The organism is Tsuneonella suprasediminis (assembly GCF_003605755.1).
Lineage (GTDB): Bacteria > Pseudomonadota > Alphaproteobacteria > Sphingomonadales > Sphingomonadaceae > Tsuneonella > Tsuneonella suprasediminis.
Map to the genome: position 1 here is coordinate 66370 of NZ_RAHJ01000021.1, position 15974 is coordinate 82343.

A 15974-nucleotide genomic window follows, 5' to 3' on the forward strand; every position below is an offset into this window, starting at 1 on the left:
AGTTGCCGATGAAACAACTTGCCGAAACCCTCGCAGAGCAGATCGATCAGTCAGCAATGCTGGCGCAAGTGCAAGCGTGGGCTTCAGTAAACACCGGCACCGCCAACCTCGACGGTCTGGCAACGCAGGCTGCGATGCTGGCCGATGCATTCTCTGCGCTGCCCGGGGCTGTCGAACTGGTCGATCCCGCACCAGTGACCGCCATCGCCGCAGACGGGCGCGAATTCGAAAAGGCGCACGGTCGGCATATGGTGCTGCGGGTGCGCCCCGACGCCCCGCGGCGTTTCCTGCTCACCGGGCACATGGACACGGTGTTCCCCGCCGACCACCCGTTTCAGAATCAGACGTGGATCGACGACGATACTCTGAATGGCCCCGGTCTTGCCGATATGAAGGGTGGCCTGTCGGTCATCCTCCACGCGCTGACCGCGTTCGAAACTTTGCCCGATGCGGCACAGGTGGGCTATGATGTGCTGATCAATTCGGATGAAGAAACCGGCTCGCTTTCCTCCGCCCCACTGATCGACGCGCTGGCGCAGGGCAAATATGCCGCGCTGACCTACGAACCGAGCGCTCTGCCCGATGGCACGCTGGCCCATGCGCGCGGGGGCAGCGGCAATTATTCCCTCACCGTCACGGGAAAATCGGCCCATGCCGGCCGCAATCCGCTTGACGGGCGCAATGCGATTGTCGCTGCCGCGACGCTGGCGGTACGGCTGAAGGAATTGCAGCGCAGCGATATCAGCGTGAACCCGGCCAAGATCGAAGGCGGTGCGGCCAACAACGTCGTGCCCGATCACGCGATCCTGCGGTTCAACATCCGCCCCAAGGCACCCGATGCCGCCGAACGCTTCGTGGCCGAAATGAACGCCCTGCTGGGCGAAGTGCGCCAGTCGCAGGAAGTGGACATATCTGTCCACGGCGGCATCACCCGCCCGCCCAAACCCGTCGGTGCACGGGCGCAAAAGCTGTTCGATCTTGTGCGCGACTGCGGTGCCGTGCTGGGCCAGCATATCGACTGGCAAGCCAGCGGCGGGGTGTGCGACGGCAACAATATCGCCGCCACCGGCGTTCCCGTGGTCGATACGATGGGCGTGCGCGGCGGCAAGATTCATTCGCCGGACGAATTTATGATCGTCCCATCCCTATCCGGACGTGCGGCGCTGTCCGCGCTCGTCCTGTCCCGTCTTTCCAGTGGAGATACGCTGTGAGCTTCCTCCTGCGCGCCGCGCGCCCCGCCGATCTCGAACCGCTGTATGAAATGGCCAAACTGACCGGCGGCGGTTTCACCAACTTACCGCCCGACCGCAATGCGTTGACCACCAAGCTCGAACGCGCCGCCGATGCCTTTGCCCGCCCGGAAGACGACTTGCGCGACGAACAGTTCGTGCTGGTGCTGGAAAATGGTGAGACCGGCGCGGTCCGCGGCACGTGCCAGTTGATGACGCAGGTCGGCCAGCGCTGGCCGTTCTATTCCTATCGCCTGACCACCCTGACTCAGCACTCGAAAGAGCTGGACCGCACGGTGCGGGCCGAAATGCTCAGCCTCGTCACCGATCTGGAAGGCGCCAGCGAAGTCGGCGGCCTGTTCCTCCATCCGGGGGAACGTGCAGGTGGGCTTGGCCTGTTGCTGGCGCGCAGCCGCTATCTGTTCATTGCCATGCACCGGGCGCGCTTTGCCGATCGCATTCTGGCCGAACTGCGCGGGATTATCGACGAACGCGGCGGCAGCCCGTTCTGGGATGGTGTCGCGGGCCGCTTCTTCGGCATGAGTTTTCAGGATGCGGATTATTTCAACGCAATTCACGGCAATCAGTTCATCGCTGACCTGATGCCCAAGCACCCGGTCTATATCGCGATGCTGGACGACGATGCGCGCACCGCTATCGGCGTGCCACACCCCACCGGACGGGCCGCCATGCGGATGCTGGAAAACGAAGGTTTCCGCGCCGCAGGCTACGTCGACATTTTCGACGGTGGCCCAACGATGACCGCGCAGACCGACGATGTCGTATCGATCAGGGATGCGAAGGCAGCGAAAGTGACCGGGTTCGATCTCGACAAAGGCGAGAAGGCAATCCTCGCTTCGGGGCGCCTGCAGGAATTCCGTAGTTGTTACGGCATCCGCGCATTCGACGACAACGGCAATCTGCGGATCGACGCACAGGCGGCCGATCTGCTCGACGTAAGCGAAGGCGATACGGTGTGGAGCGTGGCGCGGTGAGCTGTGTAGAGATCAATTTCGATGGAATTGTCGGGCCAAGTCACAACTATGCCGGATTGAGCCTCGGCAACCTTGCCGCCACTCGCCATGCGGGCGATGCCAGCTATCCGCGCGCAGCCGCCCTGCAAGGGATAGCGAAGATGCGGCACAATATGGCGCTGGGGCTGGCGCAGGGATTTCTACTGCCGTTGCCGCGCCCCAATGCAGGCTATCTTGCGGCGTTGGGCGCCGACAACACGACCGATCCGGTGCTGACCGCGCAAGCATGGTCGGCCAGTTCGATGTGGACCGCCAATGCCGCCACGGTCTCGCCCGCTGGCGATACGGCGGATGGGCGATGCCATCTGACTCCGGCCAATCTGGTAACGATGCCGCACCGGGCGCAGGAATGGCCCGATACCGCACGCCAACTGGCACTGGCATTTGCCGACCGCACGCATTTCGCGCTGCACGATCCGGTGCCGCCGACTTTCGGGGATGAAGGCGCGGCCAATCATATGCGACTGTGCGAACGGCACGATACCGCCGGGGTGGAAGTGTTCGTATATGGCCGCAGCGGCGGTGCGTTCCCTGCACGGCAGCACGAACAGGCCAGCCGCGCCATCGCCCGCCTGCATGGGCTGGACCTGGAGCGCACGGTATTTATCGAACAGGCGCCCAAGGCCATCGCGGCGGGCGCGTTTCATAACGATGTCGTTGCCGTTGCGAACGAACGGGTGCTGTTCACCCATGCAGAGGCATTCGCGGATCAGCAGGGCGCATACAATGCGATCCGGGACAAATTTCCCGGACTGGAAGTGGTCGAAGTCCCCGCCGATGCGGTATCATTGAACGAAGCGATTGCGACATACCTGTTCAACGCGCAACTGCTGACTTTGCCGACCGGCGAAATGGCATTGGTCGTGCCGACCGAATGCACCGATAGCCCGGCGGTCAGTGCATGGCTGGACAGGATGGTCGCCAGCAACGGGCCGATCCGGCAGGTTCTGCCGGTCGATGTCCGTCAGTCGATGGCCAACGGCGGCGGCCCGGCCTGCCTGCGCCTGCGGGTGGTGGCCGATCCGGCGACGGTCGATCCCCGCTTCATGCTTAGCGAGGCAAAGGCCGATCTTCTCGAAAACACGATAGCGGCGCATTGGCCCGAACAGATCGATCCCGCCGATGTCGGCAGCGAATCGCTCGCTCAAGATGTTATCGCCGCACGACTGTCCCTTCTCGAAACACTCGGCCTCGCAGAACTTGGTTAACGCGCTGGACCGCCTGTCGACACACCTTACAATGCAGAACACGTTAACCGTCGTAACCCGCGGCAATTAGCCATTGGCACGGGATTTGCTGTTGTCGTGTTAAGCATTTCGGGGAAGGTATGTTTCGCAAGCTCCGCCGCCTGTTTGTGATCAAGACACGCTTCGAAGCGTGCCTGATCATTTACGCGCTGGCGCTGGGGGCTTGCGAACGCGGCATGGCCTATGTGCACCAGTTTCCCGGATATGGCGGAAAGCTGCTGTTTCTTGCCGCGACAGGTTCGGTGTTTCTGGCTGGGGCCAAGATTTTCGACTGTTTGCGGATGGAGCAGGAGCGGCGGGTTTCGGCTGGGGAGTAGTTTTTTTGGGGTTGGTGTTTTTGTTCACACGAAGACACGAAGGCACAAAGTGGTCTTTTGGTGAATGTGGGTACTGCGCCACGGTTGCTGTTCAATACCCCCGCGCTTGCGCGGAATAATATTATGATTCTGCGCGTGCGGATAAGTCACCAACAGATCATTCAGGCACCAACATCTTTGTGCCTTCGTGTCTTCGTGTGAATCAAACCCACCACGCACAAACATGCGGCAAACCACACAGCAATAAAGGAAGTGGGGGATTCTGTTGCTAGGCTCCCCCGGGCCCCCGGTTTCCGATTCTGTTACCCGGTTCGGTCCGAACCGTGCTCAAAGCTTTGTAAGATCAGGCCGTTAGGCCGTCAGGTTACGCAGCGAGAGCAAGTGCTTCGTTGTCGTTGGCACTTATAAGTTTTGAGCCTTGAACGGGTTACTCAGCCCGAGCGAAAACGATGCTTTTCAACACACGTCGATCCTAGTTCGGCCCCGTCATCGTGCCCCCTGTGGGGAGCGGTGGTGGAGCCGCCGGGTACTGCCCCCGGGTCCGCTGTGCCTATTGCACACCGCAATTTATCGCCATAGCCAGCAAAAACCGGCAGTCCCGATATAGGGAATGCGGGCTTAATGTGAAGTGACTACGGAAAAATTCCGCAGGATGAGTATCTTGCGATCACTTTTTCAGTGCGTCGCGAATTTCCGCCAGCAATTCCACTTCGGTCGGGCCTGCCGGAGCGGCTTCTTCCGCTTCCTTCTCGAACCGCGCCATCACCTTGTTGGTATAGCGGACCAGCAGGAAGATGACGAAGGCCAGGATCAGGAAATTGATCCCGATCGAAATGAAGTTGCCCCAGGCCAGCACATTGGCCCCCGCCTCGCGCGCAGCGGCCAGCGAAGTGCCCGGTGCGACTTCACCCGAAAGGACCACATACTTGTTCGAAAAATCGACATCGCCCACCAGCGCACCGATCAGCGGCATAATCAGATCGTCGGTCATCGACGTGACGATCTTGCCGAACGCTGCCCCGATAATGACCGCCACGGCCAGTTGCATGACATTGCCCTTGGCAATGAATTCCTTGAATTCCGAAAGCACGACGCCCCCCGTTTAACCTATGCTGCAAATCCGGTGGTTTCTGGCAGCGCGATGCCGGGCTGCCAAGTACCTTTCCCGCTCAGGATCGCTCAGTGCCAGCGCGGAACCATCAGACATACTGCTGATTAATCGGAGGACGCCTCTCGCATCGCCTGCAATTCGGCGCGGATATCGCGCAAAACATCCAGTTGCGGATCGGTCGGTAGTGCATCGCTTTTCGAAGTGTCGGTGACTTTTTTCTTCTCCTCCTCAATAGCATCGAGCACCCGGTTCACCGCTTTCACCAACAAAAACAATGCGAAAGCAAGGATCAGGAAATTGACCACCTGAGTCAGAAAATCGCCATACCCGATCATCGCCACCCCGGCCTGTTGCAGTCTTTCGTAATTATCCGGCGAACCCTCGTAAGAGGGCGGGATCGGTCCAAGGCGGATAAACCAGTTGCTGAAGTCCACACTTCCAAACAGCCAGCCGATGGTCGGCATCAGAATCGCTTCGGTGAGCGAAGTGGTGATTTTGCCGAAAGCCGCACCGATCACCACGCCAACCGCAAGGTCCAGCACGTTGCCACGAGCGATGAATTTGCGGAATTCGCCAAACAGGTTCATCCAAATGTCTCCGTCAAAAGGGTCTTTCTCCGAACCGGAAAAGCAGTGGGCAGTTCCTTGAAACGCCCAGTCGGTGTGCTATGTTAGCAATACAGATTGCGCGCGCAAAGGGCGTGCGACCAGAGGAGTGTGTTCGACAAATGAATATCCGTTCTTTCGGCCGCTACGCGATTGTCGCGCTGGCTTCGCTCGGTCTCGCCGCATGCGGGATCAACTCGGTCCCGACCAAGGAAGAAGCTGCCAAGGCCAAGTGGGCCGATGTGCAGGCCGCGTTCCAGGAACGCGCCAATCTCGTGCCCAATCTGGCCGAAGTGGCCAAAGGTGCGGCGGAACAGGAAAAAGCAATCCTGACCGGCGTGGTGGAAGCCCGCGCGAAAGCGACCAGCATTCAGCTGAGTGCCGATGATCTGAACGATCCCGCCAAGATGGCCCAGTTCCAGCAGGCGCAGGAACAGCTCGGTGCCGGACTGGGCCGCCTGCTCGCCAATTTCGAGCGTTATCCCGATCTCAAGTCGATCGCCAATTACCAGATGCTGCAAAGCCAGCTCGAAGGGCAGGAAAACCGCATTCGCATCGCCATTCGCGACTATAACGAAGCGGTGCGCGATTATAACACCACGATCCGCACGTTCCCGGATATCATCGGTGCCAAGATCATTCATGGCGCGAAACCGATGGTGCCTTATGAAGCGGTAACGCCCGGTGCCGAAGTCGCGCCGACGCTGGACATGACCCCGAACGGTTCGGCAACCGCCGCACCGGCAACGGGCGCAAACGACAACACTCCCGCTCCGGCGGCCACCGCCGCGACCAACTGACGCTGCGATGCGCGCGCTGGCGCATGTCTGCCTGAGGGCTGCCGCGCTTGCGCTCTCAGTTGCTCCCGCCGCCGCCTGTCGCGGCGATACGGCAGACCATGCGGAGCGCGCCGCTCCTGCGATTGCACTTACCGGGCGGGTCGTCGACGATGCCAATCTCTTCGACCCCGCCACGGAAAAGGCGTTAACGGACAAACTGGCCGCAGTCGAAAGCGATACCCAGGCCCAGTTTGTCGTTGTCTCGACCCGTTCGCTCAACGGGCAACCGATAAAAGCCTACAGCATGGCATTGGCGAACAACTGGGGAATTGGCAGCGCCGAACGCAACGACGGAGTGATGATCCTGATCGCACCCAACGAACGGCAAGCCCGGATAGAAGTCGGGACCGGGCTGGAGAAAGCGCTGCCCAACCCGTTTTGCGAACAGATCATGCGAGAAATGGTCGCCCGATACAGAACCGGCGATATAGCCGCAGGCACGATAGTCGGCGTCGATCGTATCGCGGCACAATTGCGCGCTACAGCGAGACAAACCACATGACGTTTCTTCGCACTATCTTTGCCGCACTGATGCTTGCGCTGTTCGCGCTGCCGGCATCGGCGCAGGAGTTTCCGCCGCTCACCGGCCGGGTGGTCGATGCGGCCAATATTCTGCCGCCTGAGGTCGAGGCGCAGTTGACCCAGAAGCTGGCTGCGCTCGAAACCCAGTCGCAGCGGCAACTGGTGGTTGCCACAGTGCCCAGCCTGAATGGCTACGAAATTTCGGATTATGGGTATCAGCTCGGGCGACACTGGGGATTGGGCGATAAAGGGCGCAACGATGGGGCGATCCTGTTGGTCGCGCCCAACGAACGCAAAGTGCGGATCGAAGTGGGTTACGGGCTGGAACCGGTGCTGACCGACGGGCTTTCCAGCCTGATTATCCAGAACGATATTCTGCCCCGCTTCAAAGCAGGGGATATGCCCGGCGGGATCGGGGCCGGGACCGATGCAATCATCAAACAACTGCAATTACCCGCAGATCAGGCGCAGCAGATCGCCGCAGAGGCGGACAAGCGCCAGAGCAGCAAAGACATCCCCCCCAGCACAATCGTGTGGGTGATCTTCGTCCTGATATTCTTCGTCCTGCCGCTGTTCCGCCGTCGCGGCGGGCGGCGATACAATGGATCGCTCACGGGCAGCACGATGGGCGATATCCTGTTGTGGGAAGCGGGCAAGGCTGCGGCGCGCGGGTTCGATAGCGACTCCGGCTGGGGCGGCGGTGGCGGCTTCGGCGGTGGTGGCGGATTTTCTGGCGGCGGCGGCAGCTTCGGCGGCGGCGGCGCATCGGGGGGCTGGTAATGGGTGCGATGACCGACAGCGAACGTGAACTGATTACGCAGGCGGTCGCCGCAGCGGAATCGGAAACGGCAGGCGAAATAGTGACCGTGCTGGCCAACCGGTCTGATGGGTATAGCGACATTCAGCTGGGCTGGGCAATTCTGGCCGCGATCACCGCACTGGCGGTGGTGGCGATGTTCCCCGATTTCTATCTGCCTAAGGTCGATTGGCTGCTCGGCGGATGGAACCATGAATGGACCCCGCGCGCGCTGCTGACGCTGGCGGCGATCATCGCCATCGCCAAATTCGTCTCCGTCTGGCTGATATTGCTGTGGCAACCATTGCGGATGCTGCTGGTCCCCTCCCCTGTAAAAAGTGCACGGGTGCGCGAACGGGCGGTGGCTCTGTTCAAGGTCGGCGCGGAACGGCGCACCCACGGCCGCACGGGCATTCTTATCTACCTGTCGATGCAGGAACACCGCGCCGAAATCGTCGCTGACGAAGCTATCGCCGCGATCGTCCCGGCAGAGGTATGGGGCGAAGCGATGGCCGATATGCTGGCGGAAATTAAGCAGGGCCGCGTGGCCCACGGGCTGGCGGCAGGCATCCGCGATGTCGGGATCGTGCTGGCGGAACATTTTCCGCGCGCAGACGACGATGTCAATGAATTGCCCGACCGTCTGATCGAAGTCTGATCGGCGGGCAGCGGCACGCCGTCCGCAGGTTCTGACCCACCCCAAACCAAGGACATACGATGGACGACCGCAATGCCCCCGAACAGATCGTGTGGCAGGGGAAATACATTACCGCCAAAACGCGGGGGAAATGGGAATATGTCGGGCGGCCCAACAATATCCGCGCCGCAGTAATACTGGCGGTGCAGGATGGGCATATCCTGCTGGTCGAACAGTATCGCGTGCCGCTGGGCAAACCCTGCCTCGAACTACCCGCCGGGCTGGTGGGCGATGACGAGAGCTTCGCCGGGGAAGGCCCGCTGGCCGCTGCCGGTCGCGAACTGGAGGAAGAGACTGGCTGGCGCGCCGCCACGCTCGAATCGCTGGGCGAATTCTATTCCTCCCCCGGCATGGTCAGCGAAAGCTTCACGCTGGTGCGGGCGAGCGATCTGACACAGGTCGGCCCCGGTGGCGGAACCGAAAGCGAAGATATCACTGTCCACCGCATCCCCCTTGCCGAAATACCCGGTTTCGTTGAAAAGCGCAGGAAAGCGGGCGTTGGGATCGACGTTCGAATAATGGGTCTGCTGATGGCAGGCGCGCTGAATGCGGGAGAATGAAATGGCAGGACGGGTAGCGGGCAAGCTGGCGCTGGTGACAGGCGCGGCGCAAGGGCTCGGCGCAGCACACGCGCACACGCTGGCACGCGAAGGGGCGCGGGTTCTGTGCACCGATATCAACGGCTCTGGCGCCGTGGAAACGGCCGCTGCGATCGATGCCGAATATGGCGCGGGCACCGCCTATGCCATCGAACACGATGTGACCGACCCCGCCCAGTGGGACGCAGCGATAGAGGCGGCGCGCGATTTTCTGGGCGGGCTGTCGGTGCTGGTCAACAATGCCGGGGTCGGTGTGCGTGGCAATATCGAAACCTGCACGCTGGAAGAATGGCGGCGCGGCTTCGCGATTAACGTCGATTCGGTATTCCTTGGCTGTCAGAAGGCATTGCCGCTGATGAAGGATCATCAGCCCGGATCGATCGTCAATATCAGTTCCATTGCCGGGCTGATCGCCAGCGATACCATGCCGGGCTATAACGCCAGCAAGGCGGCGGTGTGGATGCTGTCGAAATCGGTCGCGCTCTATTGCGCCAAAATGGGGTGGAATATCCGCTGCAATTCAGTCCACCCGACATTCGTGGACACCCCCATCCTCGACGGAATATCGAAGAACGCAGGTATCGAAAAAGACGTGGTGATGGGCAAACTGGCGCGTCAAATTCCGCTCAAGCGGGTGGGTGCGCCACAGGAAATCGCCGATGGGGTACTGTTCCTCGCCAGTGACGAAAGCAGCTTCATGACCGCTGCCGAACTGAAGCTGGACGGCGGCATCAGCGCGATGTGATGCGGCTGTGAGGGAGCCTGCGGGCTCCCTCAGTCGGCAATCAGGGCAATCCCCAGATAGACCAGCAGCAGCGAACCGAAGCCAAGGATCGTGCCTGCAACAAACACGATGCGGACGATCAGCGGATCGATCCCGAAGTAATTGGCGATCCCGCCGCAGACCCCGAAAACCTTGCTGTGTTGCCGGTCCAGCGCGAAGCCCTTGCGAGAAGGCTGGACCATCGGCTTGTCGGTGTCGAAGCGGCTCATACCAGCACCGCCGAGGTCAGCACCGGGTTCACCGTCGGCACGATAGCGAATGCGAATACGGCAACGGTCAGACCGAGCGACATCACGGCGGCGGCGGCTTTGTCGCTGAGGCGGTTGAAGATTTGCATGATATTTTCCCTTTCAATGTGATGCCGAACACCGTGTCCGGCTGATGCCACAATGATTGCAGGGGCCGTGCCAGTTTTGAAAAATGGCGGAATTCCGCGCTTTTTGCTTTCTGGTTAGCTGACAGACCATTCATCAACCGCTCATGTTCTGGAAATTTCACCAACTATTGGGATCGCACTTTCCGGGTGGCCTGCCCCGCCCGCCCCGGCTATCGCTCCTCGTCCCGATGGCGCTCGACCGCATCTCCCTCTCCGGCTTCCGCAACCACCGCGCGACCACGCTCGACGGTACGGCGCGGTTCAATCTGCTGGTGGGCGAAAACGGCGCAGGGAAAACCAATGTACTGGAAGCGATATCGCTATTCGCGCCCGGCCGCGGCCTGCGCCGCGCACCGCTGGCCGAAATGGCGGGCAGCGATGGGCCGGGCGGATTCTCCGTGGGTGCCTCGCTGATCGCACAGGGCGAAGAACCCGTGCGGCTTGGCACTCTGGCCGAAGCGGCGCGCCCCGGCCGGCGGCTGGTGCGGGTCAACGGCGCGGAAGCGAGCGCGGTGTCATTAGGCGAATGGCTGGCGATATCCTGGCTGACCCCGGCGATGGACCGCCTGTTTGCCGACAGTGCGGGCGCGCGGCGGCGCTATATGGACCGGCTGACGGTGGCGCTCGACGCCAGCCATGCGCGCAACGCAGCCCGCTACGAAAATGCGCTGCGCGAACGCAATCGCCTGCTTTCCGGCAACGATGCGCCCGATCCGACGTGGCTGGAAGGGATCGAGTCTCAAATGGCGGAGTATGGCGCGGCGCTGGCCAGCGGGCGGGAACGGTTGATCGCTGCCTTACGCGCCGAACTGGCACGGTTGCCCAGCGAACCTTTCGCCCGGCCCGAACTGACCTATCAACCCGGCGGCCCGACCGCGTCCGACGCCTTGCGCGAGGCACTGCGTGCCGCTCGCCCGCGCGAACGCGCCGCAGGGCGCACTCTGACCGGCCCGCATCGTGACGAACTGGCGGTGCGGATGGCGGGCAAGCAACAACCCGCCGATCGCTGCTCGACCGGCGAACAGAAAGCGATGCTGATCGCCATCACGCTGGCCCACGCCGGGCTGGCGGCCCAAGGGCGCGCCAGCTTGCTGCTGCTGGACGAAGTGGCCGCCCACCTCGACCCCGTGCGGCGCGAGGCGTTGTTTGCGCGGCTGGCGGATTCGGGCGCGCAAGTGTGGTTCACCGGCACCGAGAGCGCACCGTTCGCGGCGCTGGGCGCGGATGCGGCGGTGTGGCGCGTGAATGGCGGGATCGTGCAGCACGAGGGGTGGGTTGCGAGGTGACGCTGGCCAGACATGACCACCCTGCCCCTCGTCATTGCGAGGAGCCGCAGGCGACAGGGCAACCGATGCGCTGGGCAGAAGCGCCGCCCCGACGGATTGCTTCGCTTCGTACGCAAGGACAAGCAGAGAGGTGAGTGTCGTTGGTGGCCGTTTTGATTCACACGAAGACACTAAGACACGAGGTGGCCCTGGTTGGTGGGCTCGTGTGGCACCGCAAACGCTTGCTCAACACCACCGCGCTTGCGCAGAATTGTGACAAGGGCACCCTCTCCCCTCGTCATTGCGAGGAGCGTAGCGACGTGGCAATCCATGGGCGGCACTGCGCCTCCATCGCAACCGATGCATTAGGCAGAAACGTCGCCTCATCGATTTCTAACTTGCGTTCGCAAGGATGACGAGGTGGGTGTCCGCTGAACTTGTATTTCTGCGGGTATGTCTGGTTCACACGAAGACACTAAGGCACGAGGTTAGCCTGTCCTACACGCCCCCGCTTTGCCATCTTGGGCTGCATGGCTACCCTGATCTTCCGTGCTGACAGCCGCCTTGTGCCAGCCCTTTGCCGGAAGGTGACTTTTTTCGCTCAGGACAGTGTAACATGTGGTCCATGTCTCTCACTCCGGCAGGCGGAAACGGCCCGCGAAAGCGCAAGACATGGACCGCATTCCGGCAATGGGAAACGCGCCGCGCCGCTGCACGGGCCGCGCTGGCTTATGCCTTCAGTTTGGCTTCCAGCGCGGCGATACGTTCGGCCAGCTTCTCGTTCTCTTCCCGTGCGCGGGAGGCCATTTCCTTGACTGTGTCGAACTCTTCCCGGCTCACGAAGTCGAGGCCGCCCAGCGCCTCCTTCATCCGGTCGCGCGCGCCTTCGCGCGCCTCACGCGTCATCCCGGCGAACGTACCGGCGGCGGCATTGGCCATTTTCACGAAATCGGCGATCAGTGGGTTTTCGCTTTGCATGGGTGCTATTTGCGCCCAGCCGACGCGCTCGGCAAGTCAGATATTCATCCGCTGTACCGCCGCCCCGCCGTGCTCGGTAATCCCACCGTCGGGGTTAAGCTGCAGAAACTGCCAGTTCAGCAAGGTGGCAAAGGCGATCCATGCCAGATACGGCAGCAACAGCAGTGCCGCCATCCGGCGTACGCGCCAGAACAGCACGATGGTCAGCACCACCAGCACATCGAGCACAGCGATCACCACCAGCGCAGTGTCGATCCGATGATACAGGAAGAACACCGGCGACCACGCCAGATTGACGATCAGTTGCACGATAAACACCGCAATCGCTGCGGCGCGCCAGCGCGCGCCCCACGCAGTGCAGACGACCGCCAGCGAAAGCCCCATCAACACATAAAGCACGGTCCACACGATACCGAACCAGATCGGATCGGGGAAAGTGGCGGGCACATCCAGCGATTGAAACCAGATACTGTCGGCACCGCTGCCCGACAATCGACCCGAAAGGAAACCGAGCAGCATGACGAGCGGAACAGTGAACAACGTCCAGCGGATGAAGCTGGCGCGCAATTGTCCGCGCGATGCAATGCCGGTCATGTGTCCTCCCGGTTAGTGATTCGTTCATCCGATATTGGCCGCAGCCTTACTGCACCGCAACATGCGGGGCGCACATTTCATCCACGGTGTGCCGAGATGAGAAACTCCACATTGCCTTCCGGCCCGGTGATCGGGCTTTCGACAATGCCCTGTACTGTCCAGCCCAGCCCTTCGATCCATGCCCGCACTTCATCGCACACGCGCTGGCGCAAGGCAGGGTCGCGCACTACGCCGCCCTTGCCCACCTCTTCGCGCCCCACTTCGAATTGCGGCTTGATAAGCGCCACGAGGCCACATTGCGGAGCGGCAAGCTGGAGCGGATTCTCCAGCACTTTGGCAAGGCCGATAAAGCTGGCATCGCACACCACCCAGTTGCACGGCGCGTCGATCATCTCCGGCGTAAGGATTCGCGCGCTGGTCTGCTCCAGCACCGTCACCCGCGGATCCTGCCGCAGTTTCCACGCCAGCTGGTTGGTGCCCGAATCGACCGCGAACACCCGCTCCGCCCCGTTCTGCAGCAAGACGTCGGTAAACCCGCCGGTCGAACTGCCGATATCCATCGCCACTGCCCCTGTCGGATCGAGCGCGAAGTGTTCGATGGCATGGGCCAGCTTGATCCCGCCGCGCGAAACCCACGGGTGGTCGCGCCCGCGCACATCGAGCGCGGCATCCTCGGCGATCTGGTGCCCCGGTTTTACCAGCTTGGTTTCCCCGGAAAATACGAGGCCGGCCATCACCAGCGCCTGTGCACGGGTGCGGCTTTCGGCCAGCCCGCGTTCCACGAGCAACTGGTCAAGGCGGCGTTTCTTCGTCATGGACCCAAAACGCCTAGCGTGCGTTGCGCCAGAGTGAAACCAGGAGAGACGATGATTCGCCCAATCCGCCTGACATTTCGTTCTTCAATCGCCGTTGCGTGCCTGGTTGTGGCCGGTTGCAGCGCGCCCCGCATCGTGCCCACACCGGCACCGAAACCGGTGGAGCAGGCACCCGCGCCGACTCCGGCGCCAGCCCCTGCGCCCAAATTCGAAAACTGGATGGATGCTCCCGCAACGCCAGGGGACTGGAGCTATCGCCCGCTGGCGAACGGCGGACTGGCGCAATTCGGGGAGAAAGGCGCTGCACCTGTGGTGTGGATGCAATGCGACCGCAGCGCGCGCTCCGTCACCATCTATCGCGAAGGTGCCGCCAGCGCCGCGCTCCCCGTCCGTATTCGTACGGAAACGGCGGATCGTGTGTTCAGCGGAACCCCGGTGAACGCCGGTGGCCGCGGTGCGGTTGCTGTCGCTCTGCCTACTGCATCGCCGTTCCTCGATGCGATTGCTATTTCCAAAGGTCGCTTCGCCATCGAAACCGCAGGCCTTGCGCCACTCTATGTGCCGAGTTGGCCCGAAATAACGCGGGTGATCGAAGATTGCCGCTGAATGCAGCCAAGCATTTGTCGCAGAAATGAAATATCCGGCACATTCGAATGCCGGAACAAACGATACTGACGTGGAAAAAGATTATTGCAAGGCTTGTGTTGTGATCGATTTCGACTCACATTGCCAAGCAGAGACTGACGGTGAACGCAGTTCTCTACCCGGCGGTGAAACGCGAAGGGTTTGGCTTTCTAGCGCGAAAGGAGGTGATCCGATGTCTCATGGTTCAGCAGGGAGGTCGGTGACGACCCGCGCGGAGCACTATCGGTAGTCTTCATTTCGCCGATAGAGGCTTCGTGAGCGGCTTCACTGGCCGCTGACCATGCGAAGGGCAGTTCCCGACGGGCGGAGCTGCCCTTCTCATTTATCGGCTTTCCTACATCGCTTCTTCGGTGCATCGGCGCTCACTCAGACTTGAAACGGGCAAACATCCTCTCCTCTTGCCCTGAATCGCCGGTGGCACTAGGCGCAATTTATGGAATTTACGCAGCTTCCCCACCCCTCGCCCACTCCCGCCGATGTTCGTGAACAGGCGATTGCCGATCCGGGGTTCGGCACGGTCTTCACCGACCACATGATTTCAATCGATTACGAGGAAGAGCGCGGCTGGCACAACGCAGTGATCGGCCCGCGCGAACCCATCGCGCTCGATCCGGCGACCAGTGTGCTGCATTATGCTCAGGAAATCTTCGAAGGCCTGAAGGCCTACAAGCACCCCGATGGCAATCTCGGCCTGTTCCGGCCAGAGGCGAACGCACGGCGTTTCAACATTTCGGCCGACCGGATGGCGATGCCGCATCTGCCGGAGGATGTGTTTGTCCAGTCGGTGCGCGAACTGGTCCGCAAGGATGCCGACTGGTTTCCCACCGTTGAGGGCGGGTCGCTCTATCTGCGCCCCTTCATGTTCGCATCGGAAGCCTTTTTGGGCGTGCGTCCGGCAAAGAAATACAAGTATCTCGTGATCGCCAGCCCGGCGGGCAATTACTTTAAATCGGGCGTTCCGGCGGTCAGCATCTGGGTCAGCCGCGATTATGTCCGCGCGGCACCGGGCGGCACCGGCGCGGCCAAGACCGGAGGCAACTATGCCGCCAGTCTGGTGCCGCAGGCAGAGGCCATCGCCAAAGGGCACGATCAGGTCGTGTTCCTCGACGCGGTGGAGCGGAAATGGATCGAAGAACTGGGTGGGATGAACCTGTTCTTCGTGATGGACGATGGCACTGTCATCACCCCGCCGCTGACCGGCACGATCCTGCCCGGAATCACCCGCAACAGCCTGATTCAATTACTGAAAGAACAGGGGCTGACGATCCGCGAGGAACGTTACTCGATCGATCAGTGGCGCGCCGATGCCGAAAGCGGAAAGCTGGTGGAAACGATGGCCTGCGGAACTGCGGCCGTCGTCACTCCGGTCGGCAAAGTCGAAGGCCCCGATGGTGCCTTCACCATCGGCAGCGGTGGCCCCGGCCAGCTCACCCAGAAACTGCGCGAAACGCTGGTCGGCATTCAGCGCGGCACAGTGCCCGACCCGCACGGCTGGGTCAGCACCATCTGAGCGAACGCCCC

Annotated in this window: 20 protein-coding genes and 1 other RNA gene; 13 read left to right on the forward strand and 8 right to left on the reverse strand. The window is 61.7% G+C overall.

Features of this window, described 5'->3' with window-relative positions:
- The first annotated feature begins 8 nt into the window (after nucleotides 1-8).
- From D6858_RS13285 to D6858_RS13300, 4 genes are all read left to right on the forward strand, one after another.
- The gene (locus D6858_RS13285; RefSeq protein ID WP_120111474.1) at nucleotides 9-1211 is read left to right on the forward strand and encodes a hydrolase; all 1203 of its coding nucleotides are present in this window, start codon (nucleotides 9-11) and stop codon (nucleotides 1209-1211) included.
- Nucleotides 1208-2224 carry an arginine N-succinyltransferase gene (locus D6858_RS13290; RefSeq protein ID WP_120111478.1) on the forward strand — a complete coding sequence of 339 codons (1017 nt, stop codon included), beginning with the start codon at nucleotides 1208-1210 and terminating at the stop codon, nucleotides 2222-2224. Before D6858_RS13285 ends, D6858_RS13290 begins: the two co-directional genes overlap by 4 nt.
- Nucleotides 2221-3471 (forward strand): N-succinylarginine dihydrolase, encoded by a 1251-nt coding sequence (locus D6858_RS13295; RefSeq protein WP_120111937.1) that lies wholly within the window; start codon nucleotides 2221-2223, stop codon nucleotides 3469-3471. The genes D6858_RS13290 and D6858_RS13295 overlap by 4 nt, the downstream gene beginning before the upstream one ends.
- A gap of 119 nt (nucleotides 3472-3590) precedes the next feature.
- Nucleotides 3591-3827 carry a hypothetical protein gene (locus D6858_RS13300; RefSeq protein ID WP_120111481.1) on the forward strand — a complete coding sequence of 79 codons (237 nt, stop codon included), beginning with the start codon at nucleotides 3591-3593 and terminating at the stop codon, nucleotides 3825-3827.
- Between the two features lie 288 nt (nucleotides 3828-4115).
- On the opposite strand, the gene ssrA is transcribed toward D6858_RS13300, so the two are convergent.
- The 3 genes from ssrA to mscL (D6858_RS13315) form a co-directional block, all read right to left on the reverse strand.
- Nucleotides 4116-4459: a transfer-messenger RNA gene (ssrA, locus tag D6858_RS13305) on the reverse strand.
- 35 nt (nucleotides 4460-4494) lie between these two features.
- Nucleotides 4495-4917: a large conductance mechanosensitive channel protein MscL gene (mscL, locus tag D6858_RS13310; protein WP_120111483.1), complete on the reverse strand. Its 423-nt coding sequence runs from the start codon at nucleotides 4915-4917 to the stop codon at nucleotides 4495-4497.
- A 125-nt stretch (nucleotides 4918-5042) separates the two neighbouring features.
- Nucleotides 5043-5525, reverse strand: a complete 483-nt coding sequence (mscL, locus tag D6858_RS13315; RefSeq protein ID WP_120111486.1) for a large conductance mechanosensitive channel protein MscL — start codon at nucleotides 5523-5525, stop codon at nucleotides 5043-5045.
- Nucleotides 5526-5665: 140 nt separating this feature from the next.
- Between mscL (D6858_RS13315) and D6858_RS13320 the strand changes: the two genes are divergently transcribed.
- The 6 genes from D6858_RS13320 to D6858_RS13345 are packed head-to-tail and all read left to right on the forward strand — an operon-like array spanning nucleotide 5666 to nucleotide 9741.
- Nucleotides 5666-6343 carry a LemA family protein gene (locus tag D6858_RS13320; RefSeq protein WP_120111489.1) on the forward strand — a complete coding sequence of 226 codons (678 nt, stop codon included), beginning with the start codon at nucleotides 5666-5668 and terminating at the stop codon, nucleotides 6341-6343.
- Nucleotides 6344-6350: 7 nt separating this feature from the next.
- Complete coding sequence (locus D6858_RS13325; RefSeq protein ID WP_120111492.1) at nucleotides 6351-6884, forward strand: TPM domain-containing protein; 534 nt, start codon at nucleotides 6351-6353, stop codon at nucleotides 6882-6884.
- Nucleotides 6881-7684 (forward strand): TPM domain-containing protein, encoded by an 804-nt coding sequence (locus D6858_RS13330; protein ID WP_120111496.1) that lies wholly within the window; start codon nucleotides 6881-6883, stop codon nucleotides 7682-7684. Before D6858_RS13325 ends, D6858_RS13330 begins: the two co-directional genes overlap by 4 nt.
- On the forward strand, nucleotides 7684-8358 hold the full coding sequence (locus D6858_RS13335; protein WP_120111500.1) for a TPM domain-containing protein: 675 nt from the start codon (nucleotides 7684-7686) through the stop codon (nucleotides 8356-8358). Before D6858_RS13330 ends, D6858_RS13335 begins: the two co-directional genes overlap by 1 nt.
- 59 nt (nucleotides 8359-8417) lie before the next feature.
- Complete coding sequence (locus D6858_RS13340) at nucleotides 8418-8957, forward strand: NUDIX hydrolase (protein WP_120111503.1); 540 nt, start codon at nucleotides 8418-8420, stop codon at nucleotides 8955-8957.
- A gap of 1 nt (nucleotide 8958) precedes the next feature.
- On the forward strand, nucleotides 8959-9741 hold the full coding sequence (locus D6858_RS13345; protein ID WP_120111506.1) for an SDR family oxidoreductase: 783 nt from the start codon (nucleotides 8959-8961) through the stop codon (nucleotides 9739-9741).
- Nucleotides 9742-9770: 29 nt separating this feature from the next.
- Here the strand turns inward: D6858_RS13345 and D6858_RS13350 are convergent, their stop codons facing one another.
- On the reverse strand, nucleotides 9771-9989 hold the full coding sequence (locus tag D6858_RS13350) for a PspC domain-containing protein (RefSeq protein WP_102154351.1): 219 nt from the start codon (nucleotides 9987-9989) through the stop codon (nucleotides 9771-9773).
- Nucleotides 9986-10117, reverse strand: coding sequence for a hypothetical protein (locus tag D6858_RS16225; protein WP_276308692.1), 132 nt, complete (start codon nucleotides 10115-10117; stop codon nucleotides 9986-9988). The genes D6858_RS13350 and D6858_RS16225 overlap by 4 nt, the downstream gene beginning before the upstream one ends.
- A gap of 227 nt (nucleotides 10118-10344) precedes the next feature.
- Here D6858_RS16225 and recF point away from each other — a divergent pair, with 227 nt between their 5' ends.
- Nucleotides 10345-11442 (forward strand): DNA replication/repair protein RecF, encoded by a 1098-nt coding sequence (recF, locus tag D6858_RS13355; protein WP_120111509.1) that lies wholly within the window; start codon nucleotides 10345-10347, stop codon nucleotides 11440-11442.
- A gap of 708 nt (nucleotides 11443-12150) precedes the next feature.
- Here the strand turns inward: recF and D6858_RS13360 are convergent.
- The 3 genes from D6858_RS13360 to D6858_RS13370 form a co-directional block, all read right to left on the reverse strand.
- Nucleotides 12151-12399 (reverse strand): accessory factor UbiK family protein, encoded by a 249-nt coding sequence (locus D6858_RS13360; protein ID WP_120111512.1) that lies wholly within the window; start codon nucleotides 12397-12399, stop codon nucleotides 12151-12153.
- Between the two features lie 36 nt (nucleotides 12400-12435).
- Nucleotides 12436-12993 carry a TspO/MBR family protein gene (locus D6858_RS13365; RefSeq protein ID WP_120111515.1) on the reverse strand — a complete coding sequence of 186 codons (558 nt, stop codon included), beginning with the start codon at nucleotides 12991-12993 and terminating at the stop codon, nucleotides 12436-12438.
- A gap of 77 nt (nucleotides 12994-13070) precedes the next feature.
- A complete protein-coding gene (locus D6858_RS13370; RefSeq protein WP_120111518.1) occupies nucleotides 13071-13808 on the reverse strand; it encodes a TlyA family RNA methyltransferase in 738 nt (245 codons plus the stop codon).
- A gap of 51 nt (nucleotides 13809-13859) precedes the next feature.
- On the opposite strand from D6858_RS13370, the gene D6858_RS13375 reads away from it, so the two are divergent.
- Together D6858_RS13375 and D6858_RS13380 are read left to right on the forward strand one after the other, a co-directional pair.
- The gene (locus D6858_RS13375) at nucleotides 13860-14414 is read left to right on the forward strand and encodes a hypothetical protein (RefSeq protein WP_120111521.1); all 555 of its coding nucleotides are present in this window, start codon (nucleotides 13860-13862) and stop codon (nucleotides 14412-14414) included.
- A gap of 472 nt (nucleotides 14415-14886) precedes the next feature.
- A complete protein-coding gene (locus D6858_RS13380; protein ID WP_120111524.1) occupies nucleotides 14887-15963 on the forward strand; it encodes a branched-chain amino acid aminotransferase in 1077 nt (358 codons plus the stop codon).
- Nucleotides 15964-15974 lie beyond the last annotated feature (11 nt).

Bases quoted from the DNA above. Each gene is read 5' to 3' on its own strand.
- D6858_RS13285 (WP_120111474.1), top strand. From the start codon at position 9: ATGAAACAACTTGCCGAAACCCTCGCAGAGCAGATCGATCAGTCAGCA.
- D6858_RS13300 (WP_120111481.1), top strand. From the start codon at position 3,591: ATGTTTCGCAAGCTCCGCCGCCTGTTTGTGATCAAGACACGCTTCGAA.
- mscL (WP_120111486.1), bottom strand. From the start codon at position 5,525: ATGAACCTGTTTGGCGAATTCCGCAAATTCATCGCTCGTGGCAACGTG.
- D6858_RS13320 (WP_120111489.1), top strand. From the start codon at position 5,666: ATGAATATCCGTTCTTTCGGCCGCTACGCGATTGTCGCGCTGGCTTCG.
- D6858_RS13325 (WP_120111492.1), top strand. From the start codon at position 6,351: ATGCGCGCGCTGGCGCATGTCTGCCTGAGGGCTGCCGCGCTTGCGCTC.
- D6858_RS13330 (WP_120111496.1), top strand. From the start codon at position 6,881: ATGACGTTTCTTCGCACTATCTTTGCCGCACTGATGCTTGCGCTGTTC.
- D6858_RS13335 (WP_120111500.1), top strand. From the start codon at position 7,684: ATGGGTGCGATGACCGACAGCGAACGTGAACTGATTACGCAGGCGGTC.
- D6858_RS13340 (WP_120111503.1), top strand. From the start codon at position 8,418: ATGGACGACCGCAATGCCCCCGAACAGATCGTGTGGCAGGGGAAATAC.
- D6858_RS13345 (WP_120111506.1), top strand. From the start codon at position 8,959: ATGGCAGGACGGGTAGCGGGCAAGCTGGCGCTGGTGACAGGCGCGGCG.
- D6858_RS13350 (WP_102154351.1), bottom strand. From the start codon at position 9,989: ATGAGCCGCTTCGACACCGACAAGCCGATGGTCCAGCCTTCTCGCAAG.
- D6858_RS16225 (WP_276308692.1), bottom strand. From the start codon at position 10,117: ATGCAAATCTTCAACCGCCTCAGCGACAAAGCCGCCGCCGCCGTGATG.
- recF (WP_120111509.1), top strand. From the start codon at position 10,345: ATGGCGCTCGACCGCATCTCCCTCTCCGGCTTCCGCAACCACCGCGCG.
- D6858_RS13360 (WP_120111512.1), bottom strand. From the start codon at position 12,399: ATGCAAAGCGAAAACCCACTGATCGCCGATTTCGTGAAAATGGCCAAT.
- D6858_RS13365 (WP_120111515.1), bottom strand. From the start codon at position 12,993: ATGACCGGCATTGCATCGCGCGGACAATTGCGCGCCAGCTTCATCCGC.
- D6858_RS13370 (WP_120111518.1), bottom strand. From the start codon at position 13,808: ATGACGAAGAAACGCCGCCTTGACCAGTTGCTCGTGGAACGCGGGCTG.
- D6858_RS13375 (WP_120111521.1), top strand. From the start codon at position 13,860: ATGATTCGCCCAATCCGCCTGACATTTCGTTCTTCAATCGCCGTTGCG.
- D6858_RS13380 (WP_120111524.1), top strand. From the start codon at position 14,887: ATGGAATTTACGCAGCTTCCCCACCCCTCGCCCACTCCCGCCGATGTT.